The sequence below is a fragment of the Halomonas binhaiensis genome (genome assembly GCF_008329985.2).
Lineage (GTDB): Bacteria > Pseudomonadota > Gammaproteobacteria > Pseudomonadales > Halomonadaceae > Halomonas > Halomonas binhaiensis.
Genome location: NZ_CP038437.2, coordinates 2978689 through 3002799, shown reverse-complemented (window position 1 = coordinate 3002799; position 24111 = coordinate 2978689). Strand labels below are relative to the sequence as shown.

Annotated in this window: 24 protein-coding genes; 14 read left to right on the top strand and 10 right to left on the bottom strand. The window is 56.2% G+C overall.

The window, feature by feature from the left end; genetic code table 11:
* Positions 1-69: 69 nt before the first annotated feature.
* The 3 genes from E4T21_RS13240 to E4T21_RS13230 all read right to left on the bottom strand — a co-directional run bounded on the left by E4T21_RS13240 (position 70) and on the right by E4T21_RS13230 (position 2927).
* Positions 70-648, bottom strand: a complete 579-nt coding sequence (locus E4T21_RS13240; RefSeq protein ID WP_149285518.1) for an NADPH-dependent FMN reductase — start codon at positions 646-648, stop codon at positions 70-72.
* A gap of 162 nt (positions 649-810) precedes the next feature.
* Positions 811-2277, bottom strand: a complete 1467-nt coding sequence (locus E4T21_RS13235) for an alanine/glycine:cation symporter family protein (RefSeq protein WP_149285517.1) — start codon at positions 2275-2277, stop codon at positions 811-813.
* 356 nt (positions 2278-2633) lie between these two features.
* On the bottom strand, positions 2634-2927 hold the full coding sequence (locus tag E4T21_RS13230) for a ribbon-helix-helix domain-containing protein (protein ID WP_149285516.1): 294 nt from the start codon (positions 2925-2927) through the stop codon (positions 2634-2636).
* A gap of 237 nt (positions 2928-3164) precedes the next feature.
* Here E4T21_RS13230 and E4T21_RS13225 point away from each other — a divergent pair, with 237 nt between their 5' ends.
* From E4T21_RS13225 to gloA, 3 genes are all read left to right on the top strand, one after another.
* Positions 3165-3749 carry a twin-arginine translocation signal domain-containing protein gene (locus E4T21_RS13225; RefSeq protein ID WP_149285515.1) on the top strand — a complete coding sequence of 195 codons (585 nt, stop codon included), beginning with the start codon at positions 3165-3167 and terminating at the stop codon, positions 3747-3749.
* A 46-nt stretch (positions 3750-3795) separates the two neighbouring features.
* On the top strand, positions 3796-5379 hold the full coding sequence (locus E4T21_RS13220; RefSeq protein WP_149285514.1) for a GMC family oxidoreductase: 1584 nt from the start codon (positions 3796-3798) through the stop codon (positions 5377-5379).
* A 62-nt stretch (positions 5380-5441) separates the two neighbouring features.
* Positions 5442-5978 carry a lactoylglutathione lyase gene (gene gloA / locus E4T21_RS13215; protein WP_149285513.1) on the top strand — a complete coding sequence of 179 codons (537 nt, stop codon included), beginning with the start codon at positions 5442-5444 and terminating at the stop codon, positions 5976-5978.
* Between the two features lie 27 nt (positions 5979-6005).
* On the opposite strand, the gene E4T21_RS13210 is transcribed toward gloA, so the two are convergent.
* Entirely contained in the window at positions 6006-6929 is a 924-nt protein-coding gene (locus E4T21_RS13210; RefSeq protein WP_149285512.1) for a complex I NDUFA9 subunit family protein, read from the bottom strand.
* 138 nt (positions 6930-7067) lie between these two features.
* Here E4T21_RS13210 and E4T21_RS13205 point away from each other — a divergent pair, with 138 nt between their 5' ends.
* From E4T21_RS13205 to E4T21_RS13180, 6 genes are all read left to right on the top strand, one after another.
* Complete coding sequence (locus E4T21_RS13205; protein WP_240349137.1) at positions 7068-7880, top strand: FadR/GntR family transcriptional regulator; 813 nt, start codon at positions 7068-7070, stop codon at positions 7878-7880.
* Between the two features lie 112 nt (positions 7881-7992).
* Positions 7993-8961 carry a TRAP transporter substrate-binding protein gene (locus tag E4T21_RS13200; protein WP_240349391.1) on the top strand — a complete coding sequence of 323 codons (969 nt, stop codon included), beginning with the start codon at positions 7993-7995 and terminating at the stop codon, positions 8959-8961.
* Between the two features lie 75 nt (positions 8962-9036).
* Entirely contained in the window at positions 9037-9642 is a 606-nt protein-coding gene (locus E4T21_RS13195) for a TRAP transporter small permease subunit (protein WP_149285509.1), read from the top strand.
* Positions 9642-10943, top strand: coding sequence for a TRAP transporter large permease (locus tag E4T21_RS13190; protein WP_149285508.1), 1302 nt, complete (start codon positions 9642-9644; stop codon positions 10941-10943). The genes E4T21_RS13195 and E4T21_RS13190 overlap by 1 nt, the downstream gene beginning before the upstream one ends.
* 32 nt (positions 10944-10975) lie before the next feature.
* Entirely contained in the window at positions 10976-11629 is a 654-nt protein-coding gene (locus tag E4T21_RS13185; RefSeq protein WP_149285507.1) for a 2-dehydro-3-deoxy-6-phosphogalactonate aldolase, read from the top strand.
* On the top strand, positions 11626-12552 hold the full coding sequence (locus E4T21_RS13180) for a 2-dehydro-3-deoxygalactonokinase (protein WP_149285506.1): 927 nt from the start codon (positions 11626-11628) through the stop codon (positions 12550-12552). The genes E4T21_RS13185 and E4T21_RS13180 overlap by 4 nt, the downstream gene beginning before the upstream one ends.
* Before the next feature lie 70 nt (positions 12553-12622).
* Here the strand turns inward: E4T21_RS13180 and E4T21_RS13175 are convergent, their stop codons facing one another.
* Entirely contained in the window at positions 12623-13174 is a 552-nt protein-coding gene (locus E4T21_RS13175) for a gluconokinase (protein ID WP_240349136.1), read from the bottom strand.
* A 1251-nt stretch (positions 13175-14425) separates the two neighbouring features.
* Between E4T21_RS13175 and E4T21_RS13170 the strand changes: the two genes are divergently transcribed.
* A complete protein-coding gene (locus E4T21_RS13170) occupies positions 14426-14791 on the top strand; it encodes a septal ring lytic transglycosylase RlpA family protein (RefSeq protein WP_240349390.1) in 366 nt (121 codons plus the stop codon).
* Here the strand turns inward: E4T21_RS13170 and E4T21_RS13165 are convergent.
* The 5 genes from E4T21_RS13165 to E4T21_RS13145 form a co-directional block, all read right to left on the bottom strand.
* Positions 14729-15478 carry an SDR family oxidoreductase gene (locus tag E4T21_RS13165; RefSeq protein WP_149285505.1) on the bottom strand — a complete coding sequence of 250 codons (750 nt, stop codon included), beginning with the start codon at positions 15476-15478 and terminating at the stop codon, positions 14729-14731. The two genes, E4T21_RS13170 and E4T21_RS13165, sit on opposite strands and share 63 nt — an antisense overlap.
* A 216-nt stretch (positions 15479-15694) precedes the next feature.
* Entirely contained in the window at positions 15695-16576 is an 882-nt protein-coding gene (locus E4T21_RS13160; RefSeq protein ID WP_149285504.1) for a glycine betaine ABC transporter substrate-binding protein, read from the bottom strand.
* A 66-nt stretch (positions 16577-16642) separates the two neighbouring features.
* Positions 16643-17359 carry an ABC transporter permease gene (locus E4T21_RS13155; RefSeq protein WP_149285503.1) on the bottom strand — a complete coding sequence of 239 codons (717 nt, stop codon included), beginning with the start codon at positions 17357-17359 and terminating at the stop codon, positions 16643-16645.
* Between the two features lie 3 nt (positions 17360-17362).
* A complete protein-coding gene (locus E4T21_RS13150; RefSeq protein WP_149285502.1) occupies positions 17363-18511 on the bottom strand; it encodes an ABC transporter ATP-binding protein in 1149 nt (382 codons plus the stop codon).
* Positions 18512-18559: 48 nt separating this feature from the next.
* Complete coding sequence (locus E4T21_RS13145; protein ID WP_149285501.1) at positions 18560-19225, bottom strand: ABC transporter permease; 666 nt, start codon at positions 19223-19225, stop codon at positions 18560-18562.
* Positions 19226-19827: 602 nt separating this feature from the next.
* Here E4T21_RS13145 and E4T21_RS13140 point away from each other — a divergent pair.
* The 4 genes from E4T21_RS13140 (at position 19828) to sufD (ending at position 24108) form a co-directional block, all read left to right on the top strand.
* Entirely contained in the window at positions 19828-20289 is a 462-nt protein-coding gene (locus E4T21_RS13140) for an SUF system Fe-S cluster assembly regulator (protein WP_149285500.1), read from the top strand.
* 129 nt (positions 20290-20418) lie between these two features.
* The gene (gene sufB / locus E4T21_RS13135; RefSeq protein WP_149285499.1) at positions 20419-21861 is read left to right on the top strand and encodes a Fe-S cluster assembly protein SufB; all 1443 of its coding nucleotides are present in this window, start codon (positions 20419-20421) and stop codon (positions 21859-21861) included.
* 139 nt (positions 21862-22000) lie between these two features.
* Entirely contained in the window at positions 22001-22753 is a 753-nt protein-coding gene (gene sufC, locus E4T21_RS13130) for a Fe-S cluster assembly ATPase SufC (RefSeq protein ID WP_149285498.1), read from the top strand.
* A complete protein-coding gene (sufD, locus tag E4T21_RS13125) occupies positions 22750-24108 on the top strand; it encodes a Fe-S cluster assembly protein SufD (RefSeq protein ID WP_149285497.1) in 1359 nt (452 codons plus the stop codon). Before sufC ends, sufD begins: the two co-directional genes overlap by 4 nt.
* Positions 24109-24111 lie beyond the last annotated feature (3 nt).

Below are 24111 nucleotides of genomic sequence, written 5' to 3'. Positions count from 1 at the left end.
CCTGTTCTTCATGGACCTGTCTTTCATGGGTCAGAGATATATCGGGCCAAGTGCTATAAAGCGGTAGTCTTACAGCTGGCGCTGTAGCGTGACAACCAGGCGCTCGCAGATGGCATTGAGCTTGTTGGCATGACCTTCATCGGTAAGGTTGCCTGACGCATCAAACACTTGGGAAGCGCCACCGATTGCCAACTGATCGGGAAGGACGGTGACGCCGATATTGCTTAACAGCTGGCGCAGCAAAGGTAGGCCGCGTAGACCGCCAAGCCCCCCCGGAGAGGAGGATACGATACTGGCGATCTTGTTCTCATAGGGTGCCAGGCCAGGAAGGTCCCCATCGGGTCGGGACACCCAGTCGATGGTGTTCTTGAGCAGTGGGGTGATAAAGCCGTTGTACTCTGGCGAGGCAATCACCAGGCCTTGGTGCTCCATGAACACGCGCTTGAGCTGACGAGCGGTATCCGGGATGCCCTCGGCATCTTCCGTGTCGCCATCATAGATCGGCATGGGATAGTCACGAAGGTCAATGAAGGTTGCTTCAGCACCGGCAGCTTCGACACGTTTAGCAGCCAGGCGAGCCAGATGCTTGTTGAAGGACGCTTCGCGGGTGCTGCCAGCGAAAACCAGGACCTTGGGTTTGGTGGGCATGCTTGACTCCTTTCTTGCAAGAGGGGCGTTGGCCACTATCGCTGAAGTATGTGGCATTTACTACTATCGGCACGATTGAGAAGATGAATTGACGCTTCTTGCATATAGAGACGAAGACGCCATGGCAATTGCCATGGCGTTGGGCATGAACGGAAGCTTGTCTTAACGCTTCTCGCTACCTTCCGGTGGTGTCGGCCAGGCTCTTGGATCAACCTTGGCAGCGAGCTTAGGGAACTGGCTCGGGTCGAAGGTCGGCTCCACACCTGCCTTGAGTTGCCGCTCGTAATCCCGGAACAGGGCGAAGGCCAGCGGCGACAGAGCCAGAATAGCGACCAGGTTGATCAGTGCCATCATGCCCATGGACAAGTCGGCAAAGTTCCAGATGGCCCTGAGTTCGGACACGGAGCCGATCATGATCATGGCCAGCACCGCCAGGCGATAGATGAAAATAGCGGTGGCCGAGCGACGTTCGCCTGCCAGGTACTCGATATTGGTTTCACCATAGGAGTAGTTGGCAATCAGCGAGGTGAAGGCGAACAGCAAGATGGCGACAGCGACGAAGATGCCGCCCCAGTCTCCAACATGGTGGGTCAGCGCAGCCTGGGTCAACTGGATGCCATTGGCGTCGCCGCTGAACAGTTCCGGTCCGGCGAGAATGATCATGGAGGCGGTGCAGGTACAGATGACCAGTGTGTCGAGGAACACGCCAAGCATCTGGATGAATCCTTGCGCCGCCGGATGATTGGGCCGGGTGCTGGCGGTGGCTGCTACGTTGGGGGCAGAGCCCATGCCGGCTTCGTTGGAGAACAGGCCCCGCTTGATGCCCTGCATCATGGCCTGGGCCACGGCATAACCCACGGCGCCACCGGCTGCCTCATGAAGGCCAAAGGCACTCTTGAAGATCAGGGCGATGGCACTGGGCAACTGGCCAATGTTCATCAATACCACAACCACAGCCAGGATCAGATAGAGCAAGGCCATGAGCGGCACGATCAGCTCAGCCGTTTTGGCAATGGAGCGCAGGCCACCGAAGATGATGGGAGAAACAATGGCAATCAAAGCTACGCCGACCAGCCAGGTAGGCAGGCCGAACGCGCCTTCCATGGCCTGAGCAATGGAGTTTGCCTGAACGCTGTTGAAGGCCAGGCCGAAAGCGATGATCAGACAGATGGAAAACAGGGCTGCCATCCAGCGCTGCCCCAGGCCTTGCTCAATATAACGGGCTGGGCCTCCACGGAAGGTCTTGTCGCCATGGTCAGTCTTGTAGGCCTGGGCCAGGGCGGATTCGATGAAGCTGGTGGACATGCCGACCAGCGCGGTCAACCACATCCAGAAGATGGCACCAGGACCTCCAAGGGTGATGGCTACGGCGACACCTGCCAGATTACCTGTGCCAACCCGGGCTGCCAGGCTGGTGGACAGAGCCTGAAAGGAGGAGATGCCTTCGCCACCGTCGCGGGAACCCTTGAGCAGGGTGAACATGTGTCCGAAGAAACGGAACTGGATGCCTCGGGTCATGATAGTGAAATAGAGACCGGCGCCGATCAGGACATAGACAAGAACCTTGCCCCAGATCAGGCCGTTGCCGGCGGCTACGAAATTGGTAAAGAGAGTCGCGATGGAATCCATAGCGTGTTTTTTTTCCGTCGGTGTGCAGATTCGGGAGCCATTCTTCATGAATCTCCACTGATTACAAGGAAGAATAAGGTTATGGCTCATTCGTGCGACTAAGGTCGTAGATCGATAAATTTTTCGTTTTCCTTTCAGAAAAGACGAATTGGCAGGCAGATGGAAGGATGCCAGGCGGCAAGGGGGAGGACGTCACCATGGGCCATGGTGGCAGTGGTGTTTCGTCGGGGAGATTTCTTGTCGGTCGACGGGAAATGCAGGTATCACGGGCATTCTGCTGGAGCTGACGGCAGCTCAGCGAAAGAAGTTATTGCCGCAGGAGATTCGTTCGGGGCCCATGGTCTGTGCGCCCAGGATCATCCCATTGATACATTGACGTTGCGCTGCTGAATGGCACTCTGCTGATAGACCGCGCAAGCCACCCGAAGCAATGACGCCAGATTAGGCACTTCACCGCGGCTGGAAAACACTTCGCTGTGCAACTGGCTGATGAACTGTGCGGTGGACAGCTGCTGGCCACTGGCAATCTGCTCGAGAATCTCCCAGAACTCGTTCTCCAGACGCACGCTGGTAACACAGCCCTGCAGGCGTACAGAACGAGTGGTGCATTCGTAGCGGGATGGATCAGTCGAGGCATACATGTAACACATGGCGAACTCCAGCTGTCAGGCAGCATGATGATGGCTGCTTCATTGAGCATGTCTTTATTGACTATCAACCTGGAGGAGGCAGAAGGCCAGCCGAATTAGACCATGGTCGACGTAGTAATCCACTGTTACCTCATCTTCCTGCCATCGGGCCAGGATAGCAGGCAGAGTGCGGAGTTCGTTGCCGTGGCGAACTCCTGCCGCCGGATTCGCGACGATCCGCCATCGAGGAGAACAAACATGATAAGCCAACCTCTATCTCACAAACCCATATCCCGCCGTGTGTTTCTCAAGGCCAGCGGTGGCGTGCTGGCAGGCACGCTGGCCTTTGCTTCCGGGCCGATTGCACTGCTGGCCCCCAGTCGTAGCTGGGCAGTGCCCCTGGAGCACCTGAGTAGTCGTCAAGGGGAAGTGCTGTTGGCCGTGACCCGACAGTTGTTTCCCCATGCCGACCTTGAGGATGCGGTCTATGCGCTGGTGATCAAGAGCCTGGACAAGAAGGCTGCCGATGGCGAGGTGTCCGAGCAACTCAGTACTGGGGTCACCCAACTGGATGACAAGGCGGGTGGCGACTGGCTGACGCTCGATGATGCCCAGCGTCTCGCGCTGCTCAAGGAGATGACCAAGGCCCCGTTCTTTGAGCTGGTACGAGGCGATGCAGTGGTTTCTCTGTACAACAATCCGTTGGCCTTCGCCCATTTCGGGTACGAGGGCGAGAAGGGCAATTCAGGCTACCTGACCCGGGGGTTCAACGACCTCACCTGGCTACCGGACCCAGCACAACCTGATGCGGGATACCTACCTTCCGAAGAGCCGAGTACTTGATGCCCGTGGGCCTGATGACAAGAAAAGCAGATGAGGAGAGGTCAGCATGACCATGACCGACAATCAGAAGACTTATGCACTCGATGACGACAGCGTTGTCGTGGTAATTGGGTCGGGTGCGGGAGGCGGGACCCTGGCCAATGAATTGGCTCAGCAAGGGGTTGATGTAGTGGTTCTGGAAGCTGGCAAGCTGCACACTGCCGCTGATTTTCTCGCCGATGAGTGGGCGGCCTTCAGTCAGCTGTCCTGGCTTGATCCACGCACCACGTCGGGTAGCTGGCGTCTGGCGAAGGATTTTCCCGATCTGCCTGCCTGGATCGTCAAGTCAGTGGGAGGAACCACCGTGCACTGGGCGGGCGCCAGTCTGCGGTTTCAGCCCCATGAATTTCAGGCCTTGACGCATTACGGTGATGTGGAGGGAGCCGCCTTGCTTGACTGGCCCCTGAGCTATGACGACCTGGCACCCTGGTATGACCGTGCGGAACAGCGCATGGGCGTGACCCGCACCAATGGCAACAAAGGACTGCCCGGCAACAACAACTTCAAGGTGATGTATGCCGGCGCCAAGAACCTGGGCTATTCCTGCAACACTGGGCATATGGCGATCAACAGTACGGTACGCGATGGGCGTGCTGCCTGTCAGCAGCGTGGATTCTGCTTTCAGGGCTGCAAGATGCAGGCAAAATGGTCGACGCTCTACACTGAGCTGCCAGCAGGTATTGCCACCGGTCACATGGAGTTGCGTCCGGAGTCGCATGTGGCGCGCATCGAACACGATGACCAGGGGAAGGCCAATGCCGTGGTCTATTTTGATGCCGAGGGCAATGAGCATCGCCAACGGGCGAGAGTGGTTGCGGTCGCGGGAAATTCCATCGAAACGCCCAGATTGCTGCTCAATTCTGCCAGCAATCGCTTTCCCGGTGGTCTAGCCAACGGTGCCGGGCATGTCGGCCGACATTACATGCGTCACACGACGGGCTCTGTGTTCGCGACCTTCGAAGAACCTGTTCACATGTACCGCGGAACGACCATGGCTGGCATCATCTCCGATGAAGCACGTCATGACCGTGAGCGTGGCTTTGTCGGTGGCTACGAAATGGAAACAATATCACTGGGCCTGCCTTTCATGGCGGCCTTTCTCGACCCTGGTGCCTGGGGGCCGGACTTTACAGGCGCTCTCGATCAATACGAGCATATGGCTGGCATGTGGCTAGTGGGGGAGGACATGCCCCAAGCTACCAATCGCATCACACTCAACCGGGACGTCGTGGATCGTTTCGGCCTGCCGGTTGCCAACGTGCACTATGACGACCACGACAATGACATCGCCATGCGCCAGTATGCCTATGCCCAAGGGCGGGCACTCTACGAATCGGTTGGCGCACAGGATATCTATGAGGTACCACCCTACCCATCGACGCACAACATGGGCACCTGTCGCATGAGCGAGCGCCCGGAGGATGGTGTCTGCAACGGTCATGGTCAGAGCCATGAGATTGCCAACCTGTTCATTTCCGATGGCAGTCAGTTCACTACCTCCGGTGCCGAGAACCCGACGCTGACCATTGTCTCCCTGGCATTGCGCCAGGCGGAGTTCATTGGCCAGCAGATGCGCGAAGGCGCTATTTGATCGACTTCGTCAGGCGGCCCTGGCGAGCAAGATTTTCATCACATCATTAAAAGGAGTATTTCATGAGCGACCACATCCAGGGTGAAGCGCATCCCGGTGTTGAGGCGGCTCCCGCCCAGACGCGAGGATTTCGCCTCAATCACTGCATGTTGCGAGTCAAGGATCCCGAGGTGTCGTTGCGCTTCTACTCACGTGTCTTCGGCATGAGTGTGTTGCGGCGCCTGGATTTCGAGGAAATGAAGTTTTCGCTGTATTTCCTCGGTGATCTTGAAGGCCGGGAGGTGCCGGCAGAAGCAACAGAACGAACGGTGTGGACCTTTCAGCAGCGCGGCTTGCTGGAACTGACGCATAACTGGGGCACCGAGAATGAAGAAGGGCGGATCTACCATGATGGTAATGCCGAGCCCCAGGGGTTTGGTCATATCTGCTTCAATGTGCCGGACCTGGAGGCAGCGGTGGAGTGGTTCGACGCCAATGACGTTGAATTCATCAAGCGCCCGGACCAGGGCAAGATGAAGAATGTCGTCTTCGTCAAGGATCCGGACGGTTACTGGATCGAGGTAGTGCAGAGCGATTTGATCGGTGAAATCGGCAGTTGATGAGCGCTTGGATGACCATGGCGATGCTCAGGAGCGTGGCAAGCAGTAAGGCAGGCTGTCACGCAGGCTGCGCGGTTTGATGCCCAGGTCAGCAAAGGTGCCGACACCTTCACCGACCAGGTTGTCTTCACTGACCAGCCACAGCATGTCCCGGGTCAAGGGCGGTGAGGGTAGGCCGGACATTGCCTTGGCCAGGGCATGCCAGAGCAGCATGGGAACGGGAACCAGGCGTGGTTCCCGTTCCAGGTGGCGGGCGACCTGCAGGATCAATTCCCGATAGGTGAACGGGTCTGGGCCGCCGAATTCGAACAACATGCGTGGTGTGTCCGAGCGGCACACCAGGCGAGTTACCGCACTGGCCAGATCACCTAGATGCAATGGCTGCAGACGGCTTTGTCCCTGCCCGAACAGCGGCACCATGGGCAATCGAGCAAGACGAGCGATGCCTGGCAGAAAACCTCCGTGCTCGGCATAGAGCGCACTGGGGCGCAAGATGACCGCTCGGGCCATTTCTGCCATCACGGCCTGTTCCCCCTCGGCCCTGGCTCGAATATAAGGTGATGGTGAGTCACTGCGCGCCCCGATTCCTGACATCAGCAAGTATTGTTCGACGCCTGCCTGCCTGGCCAGGTAAGCCAGGCGCGATGCCCCCTCGACATGTACATCATGGAAGCGGATGTCTTTGCTCTCTGTATAAAGACCTACCACATTGATGACGGCACGAGCGCCCTCCAGAACGGGCTTGAGGCTTTCGGCATCTCCAATGTCAGCATTCTGCACTTCCAGTGGATCTCCTGGCTCCAGTTCTCCAGGCAACACGTCCTCGGCGGTCGAGACACGGCGCGCAACGACGCGCACATGCTGGCCACTGTAAAACAGCTCTCGCACGATGGCCCGGCCAACGAAGCCAGTACCACCGACCACGACGATGGGGCGGGTATCCAAGGGCATGCATCCTCCACTTAGCAGACCACCAAAATAGCCTTGCCAGCCAGTGACTTCCATACCAAGGACTAAAGTCTAAAGGCACACAGGTCTTTTTTTGTTGATGCTATGTCCGACATAAAGCGGCTCTCGTCGGACATGAATATGACAGCGTCTTCCCCAAAGCGTCGCATACGCCCTGATATCGCCGATGCCCTGGCCGAATCGATCTTCAATGGTGATTACGCACCTGGAGATTTCCTGCCTCGGGAAGTGGACCTGTGCGAACGTTTCGAGGTCAGTCGCTCCACCGTGCGCAGTGCATTGCAGATTCTGGTTGCGACGGGGCTGATTACCCGAATTTCTGGGCAAGGATCGCGCATTCAGCCACTCGAGAAATGGCATCTGCTGGATCCTCGCGTGAGTGGGTGGCTGGCCAGCTATGCAAAACCCAACCCGGCCATTCAGCGTGAGGTATTCAGCTTTCGCGCTGCAGTGGAGCCTTATGTTGCCCGCTTGGCAGCGGAGCATGCGACTGCGGTGGACCTGTTGGCGATCGAGACAGCGTACGAAGGCATGATCAAGGCGCTGGAAAATGAAGATCGCTGTTACGCAGGGAAGACCCATGATGAATACGATGTGGCTTTTCATGAAGCCATATTTACCGCTTCGCACAATCTGGTCTGGGCTCAGATCAGTCACGTGCTCAAGCCAGCAATTGCGCTTGTGGTAGAGCGCTCCAACCAGTCTGCCAAGCGCTTGAGTGACAGCATGGAACGCCACCGTCGAGTGATGGAGGCGATCCGTCTGAGGCAACCGCAAGCGGCTGCAGAAGCTGCAGTAGCGGTGTTGCAACGTACAAGGCAGGACCTGGGTCTCGAGGGTCTGCTGCGCCATATACCTGCTATCGAGACGACCTTCGATTCCCATAATGATCTTGACAACAATGATCTTGTTACGCGCACACAAGAAGGATGACCAGCTCATGAAGGCTAGCACCAAGCTCAAGACACTCTCCAGTCTCAAGCCCCTCTCTAATCTCAAGCCCCTGTCCAATCTCAGGGTTCTTTCCGCGGCGATTCTCGCCGTCATGGCCAGCTCTGCTCATGCTGCCGAGTATGAATGGACATTCCAGACTTCCGAAACGGCTGGCGAGCCGCAGTTCGAAATCAAGAAAGAGTGGGCTCAGAAAGTCAACGAGTTGTCCGATGGCCGTATTACCATCGAGATCTTGCCGGTCAATGCCGTGGTCCAGGCCAACCAGACGCTGCAGGCAGTACAGTCCGGTATTCTTCAGGGCCACTTGACGGATCCCAGCTACTTTACCGGCCAGAACCCTGCCTTCGGCATGATGGGCAACCTGGTAGGGGCCTGGAGCGATCCCAACGATTTTCTTGATTACATGAACAACGGTGGTGGTGAAGACCTCTACAACAAACTGGTCGAGCCCTACGGCCTGCACTTGATCGGTGCTGGGGCAACGGGTCTGGAATCCTTGCCATCCACCAAGCCAGTGCGTTCTGTCGACGATCTGAAGGGCCTCAAGATCCGTGCGCCGGAAGGCATGGTCTACAACATCTTCGAGGCAGCGGGTGCGACACCGGTCAACTTGCCGGGCTCTGAAGTCTACACCGGGCTGGAAAAGGGGGTAATCGATGCTGCCGATTACACCGTCTTTGCGACTAACCAGGCCCAGGGACTGCACAAGTTCGCACCTTATCCGCTGTATCCGGGTTTCCACTCCCTGCCGATGGTGGCTGTGTCCTTGAACAAGGAAATCTGGGACGGCCTGCCCGATGACCTTAAGTCCATGCTGGAAACTTCCGTAGATGAGATGGCTGTCGAGATGGTGGCCAAGCTCAAGGAACTGGATCAGGCCGCTGTAGAAGAGGCGAAGCAGGATCCGGATATCGAAATCATCGACCTGCCGGCGGAAGAGCGTGTCAAGTTCCGCAACATCGCCAAGGACGAATGGGCCGAATGGGCCAAGCGTAACGAGATTACCCAGGAATACTACGACTCCGTGGTGGCCTATCTCGAAGAACACGATTTGCTGTAAGCCGGTAAATCATCCCTGAGAGGGCGGTGCAGAGTCGCCGCCCATGTATTTCTCCTGTCATATCGAGGATGTCGCATGAGTGACGCGACTCGTGAGCCGCACGAGGGTTCTGTACCCAGCGGCGACAAACTACCCGAACACGGTCCAGACCCCGTCCGCAGTGCGTTTGATCGTGTCATTGTCAAGGCTGCCCGTGGGGCTGCATGGCTAGTCTTTCTGGCCATGGCGATCAGTGTCTATGAAGTCTTCATGCGCTATGGCTTCGACTCACCCACTTCCTGGGTTCACGAAACCGTGGTCATGCTGGTGGCCGTGAGCTTCTGTCTTGGCGGACCGGCTGCACTGGCGTCCAACCGCCATATTCGTGTCAAAGTGCTGTATGACTCGGTGGGGCCACGCTTTCGCTTGTGGCTCGATCGCTTCAATGACTTGGTCACCTTCGGCTTCTGCCTGGGGATGAGCTATGCCGGTTATGTGATGTTCTGGGGCGCTAGCCACAATCCTCTCGGGGAGTGGCAGCTGGAGCGCTCTGGGACCTCCTGGAATCCGCCTTTTCCTGCATTGGTGAAAGGAATGATTCTGCTGGCACTAGCCATCATGTGCATTCAGTCGCTGATCCATCTGGTGCAGTCGATCAAAGGCAAGCCAGCTCCTCAACCCCACGATGAAGGAGCCGCCTGATGGATATCGCAGACGGAACGATATTGATGGTTGGGGCCATCTTTGCATTGCTGGTTACCGGCCTGCCGTTGGCCTTCATCACGGGGCTTGTGGCCCTGGTGTTCACCTTCGGCTGGTTTGGTCCCATGGCTCTGCCTCTGGTGACCAGCCGGGTCTATGGGTTCGTCACGGAATATTCTCTGGTGGCGGTGCCGATGTTCGTGTTGATGGCATCGCTACTTGATCGCTCGGGAATCGCCAAGGATCTATTCAATGCCATGCGGGTATTCGCCGGCCGCCTTCCCGGAGGCGTGGCGGTACAGACCATCGTGGTGGCGTTTTTCCTGGCGGCATTGTCCGGCATCATCGGCGGTGAGATCGTGCTGCTCGGTATCCTGGCATTACCGCAGATGTTGCGCCTTGGTTATGACAAGCATCTGTCCATTGGCGTGGTGTGTGCCGGTGGCGCCTTGGGAACCATGATGCCGCCGTCGATTGTACTGATCATCTACGGTCTGATTGCCAGTCAGTCCATTGCTGACCTGTTTACGGCGGCGGTGACACCCGCAGTGATTCTGATGCTGTCGTATATCGGCTATGTTCTGGTTCGCTGCTTGAGAAACCCTGAGCTTGGTCCGCCCATGAGCGAGGCTGATCGCAATGATGGCTTTTCCAGCAAGCGTCAGGCGATCAAGGCTATTGTCGTGCCTGGGCTGATTGCTGGCCTGGTGCTGGGCTCCATCTATGGCGGCGTGGCATCAGTGACGGAAGCCGCTGCCATGGGGGTGTTCGGTGTATTGCTGGCGGTTGTCCTGCGTGGAGAATTCTCGTTCAAGACCATGCATGAGAGCCTGTCCCAGACCTTGGTGACTTGCGGTATGATCATCTGGATTGGTATAGGGGCCGCCGCTCTGGTGGGGGTCTACAACCTGATGGGTGGTAACCGCTTTATCAATGGCATGATCATGGGCCTGGATGTACCGCCAATCGCGATCATTCTGGTGATGATGGCGATATTGCTGGTGCTGGGCATGTTCCTTGACTGGATCGGTGTCGCAATGCTGACCCTGCCGATTTTCGTACCTATCGTCGAGCAACTGGGTTACAGCCCGATCTGGTTCGGTATCCTGTTTGCCGTCAACATGCAGGTTTCCTTCCTGTCCCCACCCTTTGGCCCTGCGGCCTTTTATCTCAAGGGTGTGGCACCGCCGGGCATCAGCCTCAAGGACATCTTTGTCTCTCTACTGCCTTTCATTGCCCTGCAACTATGTGTTCTCGCCGCTCTGTTGTTGTGGCCGAACATGGCATTGTGGCTGGTGTAACGACGATATAAGCCAAGTAACGAGGAGTTTCGATGAACGACAACCAGCGCAAGATTCTGGACAAGGCCCTGGAGGAGCTGCCACTGGTGGCCATCCTGCGTGGCATTACACCGGATGAGGTGGAAGGTGTATGCGATGCATTGGTGAGTGCCGGCTTTCGTCTGATCGAGATTCCGCTCAATTCTCCAGAACCTTGGGTCAGCATCGAGCGGGCAGTGGCGCATTGTCCTGATGATGTTCTGATTGGAGCAGGGACCGTGCTGGAGGAGGAGGACACCTTGCGTCTGGCCCAGTTGGGGGCGCCGCTGATGATCACTCCCAACACGGATCCTGCATTGGTCAGTCTGGGCGCTGAGCGTGGCTTGGCACCGATGATCGGCTGCATGACGCCAACAGAAGCACTGGCGGCTGCCAAGGCTGGCGCCAGTGCATTGAAACTGTTCCCTGCGGCCCGCCTCGGGACTGCCTACTACAAGGATATCAGTGCCATCTTGCCCAGAGGATTGCCAGTACTGGCAGTCGGCGGCATCGACAAGAGCAACATGGCTGAATGGCATGCTGCTGGCATCAGTGGTTTCGGTTATGGCAGCAACCTCTATAAACCGGGACGCAGTGCCGCTGAAGTAGAAGCGTCAGCCAAGGAGCTGGTGGCTGAATGGATGCGCTTGCAGGAGGCAAGGGCATGAGTGAACGCCTGATCGCCATTGATTGGGGAACGAGCAACTTTCGCGCCTTTCTGGTCGACCGTGCGAGTGGTGAGTGTCTCGATAGCCGCCGTTCCGATGCAGGGTTGCGTTCTCTGACCAGTGCTGAGTTTCCGCATTATTGTGAAGCTCAGGTGGGTGACTGGCGCCAAGGTGGGGAAGTGCCGGTGTACCTGGCCGGTATGGTAGGGTCTGCCAGGGGCTGGAGTGAGGCGCCTCAGTTGGATGTGCCAGCCAGTGCCGAGGATCTGGCCGCCAATGTCGTTGCTGCACCTGGCCTGGATAATGCCTGGATCGTGCCCGGACTCAAGATGGTGCGCCATGATCACGTCGATGTGATGCGTGGTGAAGAGATCCAGGCATTCGGGGCTCTGGCGATGGTGGCGGCTCAGAGTGCGATCTGCTGCCTGCCGGGTACCCACAGCAAATGGGCCAGAATGGTGAGTGGACGCTTGCTGGAGTTCACCACTGTCATGACGGGTGAATTGTTTCATGCTGTGCGCTTTCACACCCTGCCCGGTGAGCCCGCCCGGGAAGATGCTTCTCATGATGCTGAAGCCTTTGCTCAAGGGCTGGTCGCTGCAACACATCCTTCTGGTGTACTCCACGCTCTGTTCGAAGGACGCAGTCGACATCTATATGCGGGCCTGGAGGCGCATCAAGTTGGAAGCTTTCTCTCGGGTGTACTGATTGGGGCAGAGGTGCTGGCGCAAGAATCGCATATGTTGAAGGAGAGTGAGGCGGGGCGCGGTGAAAGTGACGTCCTGCTGGTCGGTTCCTCGAGTTTGAATCCACTCTATCGCCAGGCACTGGAAGCTCAAGGTATCAAAGTGAAAGAAATCGATAGCGATAGCGCTACTCTGGCAGGATTGCTGGCCTTGGCTGATCGTCATCACTCACTTTGAAATTTATATTTGTAGTAATAAAAATAGCGATGCTTCTTTAAGAAGCATCGCTATTTTTCATTCTTTTCCATTACTGTGTTTCGGAGATTCTTCTGGAAAGTTCGTCGAGAAAATTGTCAATGATTTCCTTGGGTGTGTTTTCGATGCTGCACATGATGGCTTCATCTGTGCCAGGCAGCTCCAAGGTATCAAGCTGACTATTGAGCATGTGCTCACCAGCAAAAAAATGAGACCCCCGAGTATTGATGCGCTCAAGCAGAACTTCTCGTGAGCCGTGCAGATAAAGAATATGCAGCTCTGGTGCTCCTTGGCGTAACACATCCCGATAGTGGCGCCTCAAGGCTGAGCAGCCGATCACTAGAGACGTTCCAGTGGCCTGATGCTCTCGATACAGTTCGGAAAGCGTTTTAAGCCATGACTCTCGATCCATGTCAGTGAGCGGTTCGCCGCGAGACATCTTGGCAACATTTTCAGGGCTGTGGTAATCGTCGGCATCAATAAAAACAGCGCTGGTCTCGGCTGCAAGTTGTCGGCCAATATGGGATTTTCCAGAGCCGGAAACACCCATGACAAGAAAGCTGAATGGTGTCGAAAGAAAAGGATGAGCGGAAGTGATATTCATGCCATTTTACACAAAATTGTTTACACGGTTCAGGTTCCAGTTGATAGCTAAATTTTAGCATTTTTTCTGGATGTCTCGTTAATTTTTCTCGTGCCTACAGAAAAAAAACCTGTGGTGGATATCGAGTAACCTTGCTTGCTCGGAAAGAAAATCCTCGGGGATGCCTTCAGCGATAGCCACTCATCAGCTCTCGTACTAGCGGAGTATCTGCATCTGGCAATGTCGGTAGCTCGAAGCGAGCCTCGGCGATTGCTGGGCCGTGATCAGTCTTCCGCGGTGGTCAGCCACGGCCAGAATTTCACCTCGCGGTACAAGGGTAGGAGACCCTCCCCTGAAGTGACTAGAGCCTTCGGGGCCGTAGCGATTAGCCATGAGTACGGGAGCGCCATATGTCATAGCATAGAAGCGTACGCTCAGTACCCTGCTGTCTTCATTAGAAAAAATTCTTGCTGACGATGCCTGAGGCGAAATTGATCGGGGCACATGGCACCGTGGGGCGGGTCAGCAAAGCAGCGTGCACAATGCGGGGCTCCACATGTTTGCACAGATCTCGGCAGTGGATATCCAGCCCAACCGTACCGTGGCTTGAACCAGGTCGTTTCCATGGGGAACCATTTACCCTCTTCAAGGCCGCCATATGTCGAGATGTTGGTCGAGGCTGCCATCTACATCGTCTAGATGAGTTTTAGTTTGGGCGCGGTCAATAATTAAATAGTCACGATAATACATGTTGTTTATACCTTCTGGCAGTAGAGGTAGCGAGCCAGCAGTGTCGTATTATCTTGATGGATACAAGCAGTGAGAAGTTTTTCTTTGTTTTTGTCATCATGATGACATGTGAGCGCATGTGGTCATGATGATATAAGTTTGGTGTTGTCTTGTTGTGATAGATTCTGTGGGAGAATTATATTTGTGATATCGAAAAATCATTGTATTTTCTGAGTTGTTTTAAGGGATGTATAAAGATATTTTCCATTGGTTGGAGTGTTTTTCTGTTGTTGTTTTTGCATGTTTTATATATGTGCGCGCAGTTCTTTGTAGGCGGTTTCTGACTGTTTTCTCAGAATTTTCTTTGTGTGGTTTTTTCTCTAGATTTACCACTTGTATCCTTGTTAAGTAAGCACGTGCTTGTTCAAGAAGAAAAAGGATAAAAGCATGTGCTTTCATGCAGGGATCTACTGTGTATTAGACGTTCTTGTCAAGAGGATTATGTTTGCGATAGCTGGTAGTTTGTTGGCATGTTGTCCTGCTATGGCCCAGCCACCAGATAAAGTATCGTATAGCGAATACGGGCTGGCTTCTTATTATGCTGATATGTTTCAGGGAAGGACGACCGCCAATGGTGAGGTCTTTGATCAGTCTGCACTCACTGCCGCCCATCGCTCTTTGCCCTTTGGTACCAGAGTTCTGGTAACTCGTCAGGATACGGGAAAGTCGGTTGAGGTTACGATCAATGACAGAGGACCATTCGTGAAAGGCAGAGTCATTGATCTGTCGAAGCAAGCCGCCAGAGAGCTGGGCATGATTCATCGAGGTATTGTGCCGGTAGCGTTATCATCGCCCACCGGCAACGTCAATGAAGCTGCCGGTAACATAGGACGCAGCGTCAGAAAGTAGCCAGACAATACTGGCTGCGACTTCAGCGGCATCTCCTGGCCTTCCCAGAGGGCATCTGGGGCCTAGCTCGATAATGCGTTCAGGTCGTCCACCGCTGGCATGGATCTCTGTGTCGATCAATCCTGGGCGCACGGCATTGACGCGAATATGACGAGGCCCCAACTCCTTGGACAAGCCAATGGTGAGGCTGTCCAGGGCTCCTTTGCTGGCAGCATAATCGACATATTCATTGGCTGATCCGAGCTTGGAGGCCATGGAGCCTACATTGACCAAGGCGCCTCCATCTGTCAGGTCGCGAGCGGCTTGCCTGGCGACGAGCAGAGCCCCGAACACGTTAGTATCAAGGACTTCTCGAATGCGTTTGGCATCCATGTCGGCCAGAGGCATAGAAGGTGCCACGATGCCTGCATTGTTGACGACTCCAGCGATGGTGCCGAAGTGGGATTTGGCTGTGGCAAACAAGCGGATGATATCTGCTTCCGAGCAGACATCGGCTTGAACGGCCTTGATACTGTCGACACCACCGATGACCTGGCATTCTTTCACTGTTTCAATAGCGGCAGCTTCATTGCCACGATAGCTGAAGACCACCCTGGCTCCTGAGCGAATGCAGGCCAGGGCGGTGGCGCGGCCGATACCACGAGAGCCGCCGGTGATTACGATGACATCATCAGAAAAGGTAGGCATGGCAATGTTCCTTGGATGATCGCCACTCACATTGCCTGATATTGCCGTGAGGGCGCCAGAAAAAAAGCGAAGCAAGCTCGGCGATACCCCTGGTATCGCCCTCGGCTTGTGCCTCTATATTCCGCTTCCCTTTCATTTCCTGCAGCAGTTCAACTTGTCAGCAGTTCAACTTATCAGCAGTTCAACTTATAGCATTCGATTTATTGGCTACTCGACTCATAGCAGCTCATTGGCTTCCAGGAAGGTATTGGCAACATCTTCTATGGTGCGGCGCTCCACATCGACTTGAGCGTTGAGTTCCGCCATTGTGTCGTCGTCCAGAAGGGAGGAAAGCTTGTTCATCTGTTCCGCCAGTTCCGGGTTGGCGTCGAGGGTTTCCTGGCGCACCACTGGAGCGAGCGAATAGGCCGGGAAGAAGTCCTGATCGTCTTTCAGCACCGTGAAATCAAAGGCCGGGATGCGGCCATCGGTAGCAAACACCAGACCGATATCGACCTGACCATCGCGCAGGGCAGGATAGACCAGGCCGGAATCCATGCGCTTGATGTTGCTGCGACCGACTCGGAAGTCGTAAGCCTGCTGCAGTGGGCGCCAACCGTCTTCCCGGGCGTAGAATTCGGCATTCAGGGCGAAGGTGAGGCTGTCATCTTCGTTGATCGCTGCAGCCAGGTCGGAAAGGGTCTTGATGCCGGTCTCCTTGACGCTGTCGGAGCGCATGGCGAGGGCATAGGTGTTATTGGCCTTGGAAGGCGCAAGCCATACCAGTCCCTTCTCGCCATCCAGTTCCTTGACCTTGGCATAGGTGTCTTCCAGGCTCAGTGACTCAGTCACGTCGTTGTAGTTGATCAGGGATGTGCCGGTATATTCCCAGTAAAGGTCGATCTGACCATTCTCCTGGGCCTGGCGCAGTACAGCGGAGCCCATCCCTGCACGTGTCTCGACGTCATATCCCAGTTGCTCCAGATATTGGCTGGTCATGCTGGCCAGGATCTGTTGTTCGGTGAAGTTCTTGCCGCCAACCACGATTTCGTCAGCGTTGGCGCTGGTGGCAGCAGTAACCAGTGCCAGGCCTGTCAGAGCGGGAATCCAGAATTTCATGGGGTGTCTCCTTGGGAAAATCAGTCGGAGGGATGACAAGGCGATATTCATTCCGCAGGGCTCAGGTCATGCCCGGCCGGGGTTGACACCCCTGGGGACCACGACAAGAGCGACGAGGGCAATCAGTGCATCGACCACTACTGCCAGGAATGCGGTGGGAATGGCGCCTGCCAGCATCATCAACGGGTCATACAGATCGATACCAGTGAAGATCAGCTCTCCAAGGCCTCCGGCACCGATCAGGAAAGCGAGTGGTACTGTCCCGACGTTGATGGTCAGGGCCGTACGTATGCCTGCGAAGATGACATACAGCGCATTGGGCAGTTCCACCTTGAGCAGGCGCTGAAAGGGTGACATGCCGATGCCTGCGGCAGCTTCGAGCAGTTCGGGAGAGACTCCCTTGAGGCCGGCATAGGTATTGCGCGCAATAGGCAGCAAGGTAGCAACGAACAGGCCGAATACAGCAGGCAGGGTACCGATGCCTAGAAAGCTCATGGAGAGCGCAAGAACGGCAAGTGTCGGAATGGTAGTGCCAATATTGAGCACCTGCATGATGTTCTCGGCACTTGAGGACACGCGCGGGCGTGACAGCAGGATGCCTAGTGGAATGGCGATCAGGATGGCCAGTCCGCCGGACAGGAAGGTCAGCCACAGGTGCTGAACGGTGAGGTACTGAATATCAGGAAGATAGAACAACAGCTCGCCCAGCGTACCACTGGCCTGAGCCCAGGCTCCGGCGGTGAAAGTCCCGATGAGCAATAGAAAAAGCAAAATGCGAGGCATTGTTCACTCCCCCGCAACAGCATCGTGATCGGCCTGGACCCGATAGCGAGCGCCAAGGTGATGAGTGATCGAGCGTTGAGTGATATGTCCGTGCAGATGGCCTTGATCGTCGACGCAGGGCAGCCAGACCAGGTCGTGGGCGAACATGAGTGAGACAACCTTGCGCAGGTCGTCGTCGAGGTGGGCCATGGCGGGCAGGTTCTCGAAATGATCACCACAGTAGCCGCTGGTTATTTGTGTCATGGCACGACTGATCATGCCAATCGGCTGGTTGTGATCATTGACCATGACGATGCCCACGGTATATCCGTACTCCTGCATTCTGGCCTGGGCGGTTTCCATGCTGTCAGTTGGCTTGACGGTACCAATGCAAGAGGAAATGAAGTCGCGTACCTTGACCAGGTGTAGACGCTTGAGTGCACGGTCTTCACCAAGAAATGATTCGACGAATTCATCCACGGGGCTGGCCAGGAGGTCATCGGGAGAAGAGTGCTGAATCAGCTTGCCGCTGCGGAAGATGGCAATGCGATCGCCCATCTTGATCGCTTCATCAATATCATGGCTGACGAACATGATGGTCTTGTTGAGCTCCTGCTGCATCTTCAGGAACTCGTCCTGAATGACAGCACGGTTGATCGGGTCAATGGCGCCGAAAGGCTCATCCATCAGCATGACGGGTGGGTCAGCGGCCAGGGCGCGAGCCACTCCGATACGTTGCTGTTGGCCACCGGAGAGCTCCTTGGGGTAGCGCTTGAGAAAAGCATCGGGCTCCAGAGCGATCATGCGCATCAGTTCGCGCGCACGCTCCCGGTAGCGAGCCTTATCCCAACCCAGCAGCTTCGGTACCACGGTAATGTTTTCCTCGATGGTCATATTGGGAAACAGACCGATCTGCTGGATGACGTAGCCGATGTTGCGACGCAATTCCTGAGTGTCCAGCTCAGCGGTATCCTGTCCGTCGATGAATACCTTGCCGGACGTGGCGCGAATGATGCGATTGATCATCTTCAGCGTAGTGGTCTTGCCGCAGCCCGATGGGCCCAGCAGGATGCAGATCTTTCCCCGCGGCACTTCCATGTTGATATGGTCCGCGGCAACCACGGCACCATCCGGGGTGTCGAAGACCTTGGTCAGATTTTCCAGACGAATCATGGCGTAACCCTTGTTTTTCTTTTGCTGTGCAGTGCTCCGAGGTCCGGCTCAGTTCGGGATGGCGGTATTGCCCATGCCCTTCGGAGTTAGCCATTTCTGCACAGCGAGCAGCGTATAGTCAGCGATAATGGCCAGCAGGCTGACGGCGACGGCGCCAACGATGAGCTGACGCGGGTCGGATTGGGAAATGCCACGGCTGATAAAGGTGCCGAGGCCACCGGCTCCAATGTAGGCGGCGATGGCCATGACTCCGATGTTGAGCACCACGGCTGTACGTACCCCGGCCATGATCACGGGGATGGCAAGAGGGATCTCGACCATGCTTAGGCGCTGGTTCGGACTCATGCCAATGCCGCGAGCGGCTTCGCGCAATGCTGGGTCGACATTATGGATGGCGGTGTAGGTGTTGCGGATGATGGGCAACTGCGAATAGAGCAAAACCGCGATCACGGCCGGTAGGTATCCGATTCCCTGGCCGATCAACGACAGAACCGGAATCATGATGCCGAACAGGGCAATGGAGGGGATGGTCACGATGATCGAGGCAACATATAGCACTGCCTGAGCGGCCCGCTCATTACGGGTGATAGCGATACCGATAGGGACCCCCGTCAGCGTGGCGATGCCGACTGCCACGGCCACCAGCGCAATATGTTCCAGGGTGCGTGAGGTCAGCAGTTCAAGGTTGTCCAGGGCGTACTGCAAGAGTTCCAATCTGTCGGCTCCATTTGGCAAGTGCAGCCTGCAGGTCTGCGTGCGCGGGCTTGATGCAGTAAGGCAGTCATGTGCATCACGCTCGGTTGATGTGTTGTGTGTTTCATTGCTTGGATGATGTAGCCAGCAATTCCTGAAGTACGGGCGTTGCTGAACTGCTCGCACCACATGGTGGGCGAGTGAATGTCTCGGAGATCTTGCATGCAGTCATCGTGCATGCCAGAGACACATGGCATGTTGGGAACATGGTGATGCGTTAAGTCTAGCAGAATCGCTATCTATTTGGTTTGCCAATGAATGACTTGGCTCAGGAAGGGGAGGGGCGTTGTCCCTTTGTGGCCGAGGCTTGCCCTTGTTGCAAATGCGAATGATTGGCAATAGATGCCGAACGTCGCCGAACGTGTCGATAAAACCCTTTCTATCGGTTTGATAGCTGTTTTTACATCTTCACATCGCCTCTATACAGGACTAAAATGGTCCGCAATTGAAGCGAGACGGTTTCTTGCCTGGCATTTCTCTCCGCTGGATCTCTTTCAGCAGACCTGAGCGGATTGCCATGGACGAGCCGTCTCAGGATGGGACCTGGGTCCCGGGGGATGGGCATGCTCAAGCTTTCTCGGATGACGGACTATGCAGCTGTAGTAATGGCGCAGATTGCGCGCCATCCCGATCAGGCGCATGCCGCCACTGAATTGGCTGAAGAGGTGCTATTGCCTCATCCCACTGTCAGCAAGACGCTGAAGATGCTGGTCAAGGCAGGACTGCTGGTGTCTCGGCGTGGTGTTCAAGGGGGATATAGCCTGGCCCGTCCTGCTTCACAGATTACTGCCAGCGATATCATTGCGGCCATTGAAGGTCCGGTGGCCGTGACCGAATGCAGTCATGCAGACGGTGACTGCGAGCTTGTGGCGTCGTGTGGTGTGTCGGACAACTGGCAGCGAGTATCCGTGGCCATTCGTGAACTGCTGGACAGTGTCACCTTGGCGCATCTGGCTGACAAGACACCCCTGAAGCTGCCGATTCGCCTGCCGATTCAAGCAGTGACGCTGGCTGCCGAGGCCTGAGCCTTGGCGTAACGAATCAGGGTGCGCAGGCCATCATGAATGGCGCCGACCTTGCAACATCTTTGTTATCAACATCCTGGACAGGGCATGCCCTCCGGGGTGCCCCAACAGTCCGGGAGGGGACGCATCATGGCAAGTCAGGAAATGGAACAACTTGTCCGTCGCGAGTACAAAGAAGGATTCGTGACCGACATCGAGAGTGAAACAGTACCACCCGGCCTGGATGAGGGCACGATCTCCTTCATTTCCCAGAAGAAGGGCGAGCCCGAGTGGATGCTGGAGTGGCGCCTGGAAGCTTATCGTCAGTGGCTGAAGATGACGCCACCCTCCTGGGCCCACCTGGATTATCCACCGATCGATTACCAGGCGATTTCCTACTACAGTGCGCCGAAGCGCCCGGAAGATGGCCCCCAGAGTCTCGACGAGGTTGACCCTAAGCTGCTGGAAACCTACGAAAAGCTCGGCATTCCTTTGCATGAGCGTGCAGCCCTGGCTGGGGTGGCTGTGGATGCGGTGTTCGATTCCGTTTCCGTTGCCACGACATTCAAGGACAAGCTGCATGAGGCCGGGGTGATCTTTTGCTCCATCTCCGAGGCAATCCGCGACTACCCTGAGCTGGTCAAGCAGTATCTGGGCACTGTGGTACCCGTCGGTGATAACTATTTCGCCGCACTCAACTCTGCAGTGTTCACTGATGGCTCCTTTGTCTTCGTACCTGAGGGCGTGACTTGTCCAATGGAGCTCTCCACTTATTTCCGCATAAATGCAGCCAATACAGGCCAGTTCGAGCGCACCTTGATCGTGTGTGAGAAGCAAGCCCAGGTTTCCTACCTGGAGGGCTGTACGGCGCCGATGCGCGATGAAAATCAGTTGCATGCAGCAGTGGTGGAACTGGTCGCCCTGGAAGATGCCAAGATCAAGTACTCCACCGTACAGAACTGGTATCCCGGTGACGAAGATGGCAAGGGCGGTATCTATAACTTTGTGACCAAGCGCGGTGACTGCCGTGGTGATCGCTCCCATATCAGCTGGACTCAGGTGGAAACCGGCTCTGCCATCACCTGGAAGTATCCGTCCTGTGTGCTGCGCGGCAAGGACAGCATCGGTGAGTTCTACTCCGTGGCGGTGACCAATGGGCGTCAGCAGGCGGACACTGGTACCAAGATGATTCATCTTGGCGAGGGCTCTCGTTCCACCATCGTCTCCAAGGGGATTTCCGCCGGTCGCTCGAACCAGTCCTATCGTGGCCTGGTCAAGGTGGGCTCACGCGCCAAGGGCGCGCGCAACTTCACTCAATGCGACTCTCTGCTGATTGGTGACACCTGTGGTGCCCACACTTTCCCGTACCAGGAAATTGGCAACAGCACCGCCACCATCGAGCATGAGGCCACGACCTCCAAGATCGGGGATGACCAGTTGTTCTATTTGCAGAGCCGAGGCATTTCCGAGGAAGACGCGGTGAACATGATCGTCAATGGCTTCTGCAAGGATGTGTTCCAGGAACTGCCCATGGAATTTGCCGTTGAAGCTGAAGCGCTGCTGAACGTGACCCTGGAGGGTGCCGTCGGTTGATGGCCCACCGTGGCTCGACGTCACGGTACAAAGCCTGAGCAAGACTTTGTTCAATAAGACATAGCTCAAGGCGCCACAGAAAAGAATGCAATGCTGGGCCGACCGCCGGCTCGCCCGACACGAAACAAAGGTAAGTAAGATGCTCGAAGTCAAGGATCTGCACGTCAAGGTTGAGGGTTCCGAGATCCTCAAGGGTCTCACTCTGACCATCAACCCCGGTGAAGTTCACGCCATCATGGGTCCCAATGGTGCTGGCAAGTCGACGCTGTCGTCTGTCATTGCCGGCAAGGAAGGCTATGAAGTGACTTCTGGCACCATCACCTTCGAGGGTCGAGACGTATTGGAGATGGAAGTCGAAGAGCGCGCCCAGGCGGGCTTGCTGCTGGGCTTCCAGTATCCGGTCGAGATCCCGGGTGTGAAGAACATCTACCTGCTCAAGGCTGCTCTGAATGCTCAGCGAGAGGCTCGTGGTGAAGGCGAGATTCCTGCGCCGGAGTTCATGAAGCTGATCAAGGAGAAGGTGGCATTCATGAAGATGGATACCAGCTTCCTGCAGCGAGCGGTCAACGAAGGCTTCTCCGGCGGTGAGAAGAAGCGCAATGAAATTCTGCAGATGCTGGTGCTGCAGCCCAAGCTTGCGATGCTCGACGAGATTGACTCCGGTCTCGACATTGATGCCTTGAAAGTAGTGGCGGAAGGCGTCAACTCCCTGCGTGGTGAAGAGCGCGCCATCCTGCTGGTGACACATTACCAGCGCCTGCTCGACTACATTGTGCCGGATCATGTGCATGTCCTGGTTGATGGACGCATCGTCAAGAGTGGTGATGCTGATCTGGCGCATGAGCTTGAGTCCCGTGGCTACGACTGGGTCGTAGAGGAGCCGGCGGCATGAGTGGTGTGCAAGGATTTCTTGACCGCCTGAATGAGCGCAATGCCGGCCGTGGGCAGGAGCCCAGCTGGATGGCGGCTCGCCGCCAGGCCGGGGCGGCTCGTTTCGAAGCGCTGGGCTTTCCCAACCGCCGTGTTGAAGCCTGGAAGTACACCGATGTACGCGCCATTGCCCAGGGTGACTTCCAGCTGGCGGCTGATGCCGAGTTTTCTCCATCGTCTGCTGCGGCGCTGACGCTACCGATCAGTGCCTATCGCCTGACGTTTGTCGATGGGGTCTTTTCCAGCGCCCTGTCGGATCTGGCGGGGTTGCCCGATAGCGTACAGGTCAAGCCGCTGTCCCAGGCGCTGAACGAGAACCATGAAGCTGTCGGTGGGCCTCTGGGTCGCCTGACAGGTGTTGAGTTCTCACCATTTTCAGCGCTTAACACCGCCTTCTTCGAGGAAGGTGCATTGGTGCGCATCGCGCCCGGGACCGTAGTGGACAAGCCGATTCTGCTGCAGTTTCTGTCGCGTAACGGCGATGCCGCGGTGATGAGCCATCCGCGTATCCTGATCGAGGCGGCGGGACGTTCACAGGCAACGTTGATCGAGCATCATGTCGGGGAGGCTGGCGCGGCCAACTTCACCAATCTGGTGGAGGAAGTCATCCTAGATCGGGGTGCCATCCTGACGCATTACAAGCTGGTGGAGTCGCCGGAGCAGGATCTGCACGTGGCCAGTATCCACGTAGAGCAGGGGCGTGATGCCAAGTTTACCTCGTTCAACCTGACACTGGGTGGTGGACTCGTTCGCAACGACCTGGTCAGCGATCTCAATGGTCAGGGTGCTGAGGTGACCTTCAATGGTCTGTTCTACGGCAATGGTCGCCAGCACGTGGACAATCATACTCTGGCCAACCATAACGCGCCGTACACCTATTCCCATGAGAACTACAAAGGCATTCTCGATGATAGGGCTCATGGTGTGTTCAACGGCAAGGTCATCGTCAAGCGCGATAGCCAGAAGATCGAAGCCGACCAGAGTAATGCCAACCTGTTGCTCTCCGATCGGGCCGAGATCGATACCAAGCCAGAGTTGGAAATCTATGCAGATGATGTCAAGTGCTCGCATGGTGCCACGACAGGCCAGCTTGACGAGGGGGCGGTCTTCGCCTTGCGTTCCCGTGGCCTTGATGAAGCGACCGCTCGTGGCTTGCTGACTCTGGCATTTGCCGGTGAGGTCATGGAGCAGGTGGAACTGGATGCCATTGCCGAGCGAGTGGAACTGACAGTGGCTGGCAAGCTGCCTGAGCGGTTCAATCTGGCTGGGCTGGTGGAAGCTGCCGTGGCCTTGCATGAGAGTGGAGGCGAGGAATAAGCA

Bases quoted from the DNA above. Each gene is read 5' to 3' on its own strand.
- E4T21_RS13240 (WP_149285518.1), bottom strand. From the start codon at position 648: ATGCCCACCAAACCCAAGGTCCTGGTTTTCGCTGGCAGCACCCGCGAA.
- E4T21_RS13235 (WP_149285517.1), bottom strand. From the start codon at position 2,277: ATGGATTCCATCGCGACTCTCTTTACCAATTTCGTAGCCGCCGGCAAC.
- E4T21_RS13230 (WP_149285516.1), bottom strand. From the start codon at position 2,927: ATGTGTTACATGTATGCCTCGACTGATCCATCCCGCTACGAATGCACC.
- E4T21_RS13225 (WP_149285515.1), top strand. From the start codon at position 3,165: ATGATAAGCCAACCTCTATCTCACAAACCCATATCCCGCCGTGTGTTT.
- E4T21_RS13220 (WP_149285514.1), top strand. From the start codon at position 3,796: ATGACCATGACCGACAATCAGAAGACTTATGCACTCGATGACGACAGC.
- gloA (WP_149285513.1), top strand. From the start codon at position 5,442: ATGAGCGACCACATCCAGGGTGAAGCGCATCCCGGTGTTGAGGCGGCT.
- E4T21_RS13210 (WP_149285512.1), bottom strand. From the start codon at position 6,929: ATGCCCTTGGATACCCGCCCCATCGTCGTGGTCGGTGGTACTGGCTTC.
- E4T21_RS13205 (WP_240349137.1), top strand. From the start codon at position 7,068: ATGACAGCGTCTTCCCCAAAGCGTCGCATACGCCCTGATATCGCCGAT.
- E4T21_RS13200 (WP_240349391.1), top strand. From the start codon at position 7,993: ATGGCCAGCTCTGCTCATGCTGCCGAGTATGAATGGACATTCCAGACT.
- E4T21_RS13195 (WP_149285509.1), top strand. From the start codon at position 9,037: ATGAGTGACGCGACTCGTGAGCCGCACGAGGGTTCTGTACCCAGCGGC.
- E4T21_RS13190 (WP_149285508.1), top strand. From the start codon at position 9,642: ATGGATATCGCAGACGGAACGATATTGATGGTTGGGGCCATCTTTGCA.
- E4T21_RS13185 (WP_149285507.1), top strand. From the start codon at position 10,976: ATGAACGACAACCAGCGCAAGATTCTGGACAAGGCCCTGGAGGAGCTG.
- E4T21_RS13180 (WP_149285506.1), top strand. From the start codon at position 11,626: ATGAGTGAACGCCTGATCGCCATTGATTGGGGAACGAGCAACTTTCGC.
- E4T21_RS13175 (WP_240349136.1), bottom strand. From the start codon at position 13,174: ATGAATATCACTTCCGCTCATCCTTTTCTTTCGACACCATTCAGCTTT.
- E4T21_RS13170 (WP_240349390.1), top strand. From the start codon at position 14,426: ATGGCCCAGCCACCAGATAAAGTATCGTATAGCGAATACGGGCTGGCT.
- E4T21_RS13165 (WP_149285505.1), bottom strand. From the start codon at position 15,478: ATGCCTACCTTTTCTGATGATGTCATCGTAATCACCGGCGGCTCTCGT.
- E4T21_RS13160 (WP_149285504.1), bottom strand. From the start codon at position 16,576: ATGAAATTCTGGATTCCCGCTCTGACAGGCCTGGCACTGGTTACTGCT.
- E4T21_RS13155 (WP_149285503.1), bottom strand. From the start codon at position 17,359: ATGCCTCGCATTTTGCTTTTTCTATTGCTCATCGGGACTTTCACCGCC.
- E4T21_RS13150 (WP_149285502.1), bottom strand. From the start codon at position 18,511: ATGATTCGTCTGGAAAATCTGACCAAGGTCTTCGACACCCCGGATGGT.
- E4T21_RS13140 (WP_149285500.1), top strand. From the start codon at position 19,828: ATGCTCAAGCTTTCTCGGATGACGGACTATGCAGCTGTAGTAATGGCG.
- sufB (WP_149285499.1), top strand. From the start codon at position 20,419: ATGGCAAGTCAGGAAATGGAACAACTTGTCCGTCGCGAGTACAAAGAA.
- sufC (WP_149285498.1), top strand. From the start codon at position 22,001: ATGCTCGAAGTCAAGGATCTGCACGTCAAGGTTGAGGGTTCCGAGATC.
- sufD (WP_149285497.1), top strand. From the start codon at position 22,750: ATGAGTGGTGTGCAAGGATTTCTTGACCGCCTGAATGAGCGCAATGCC.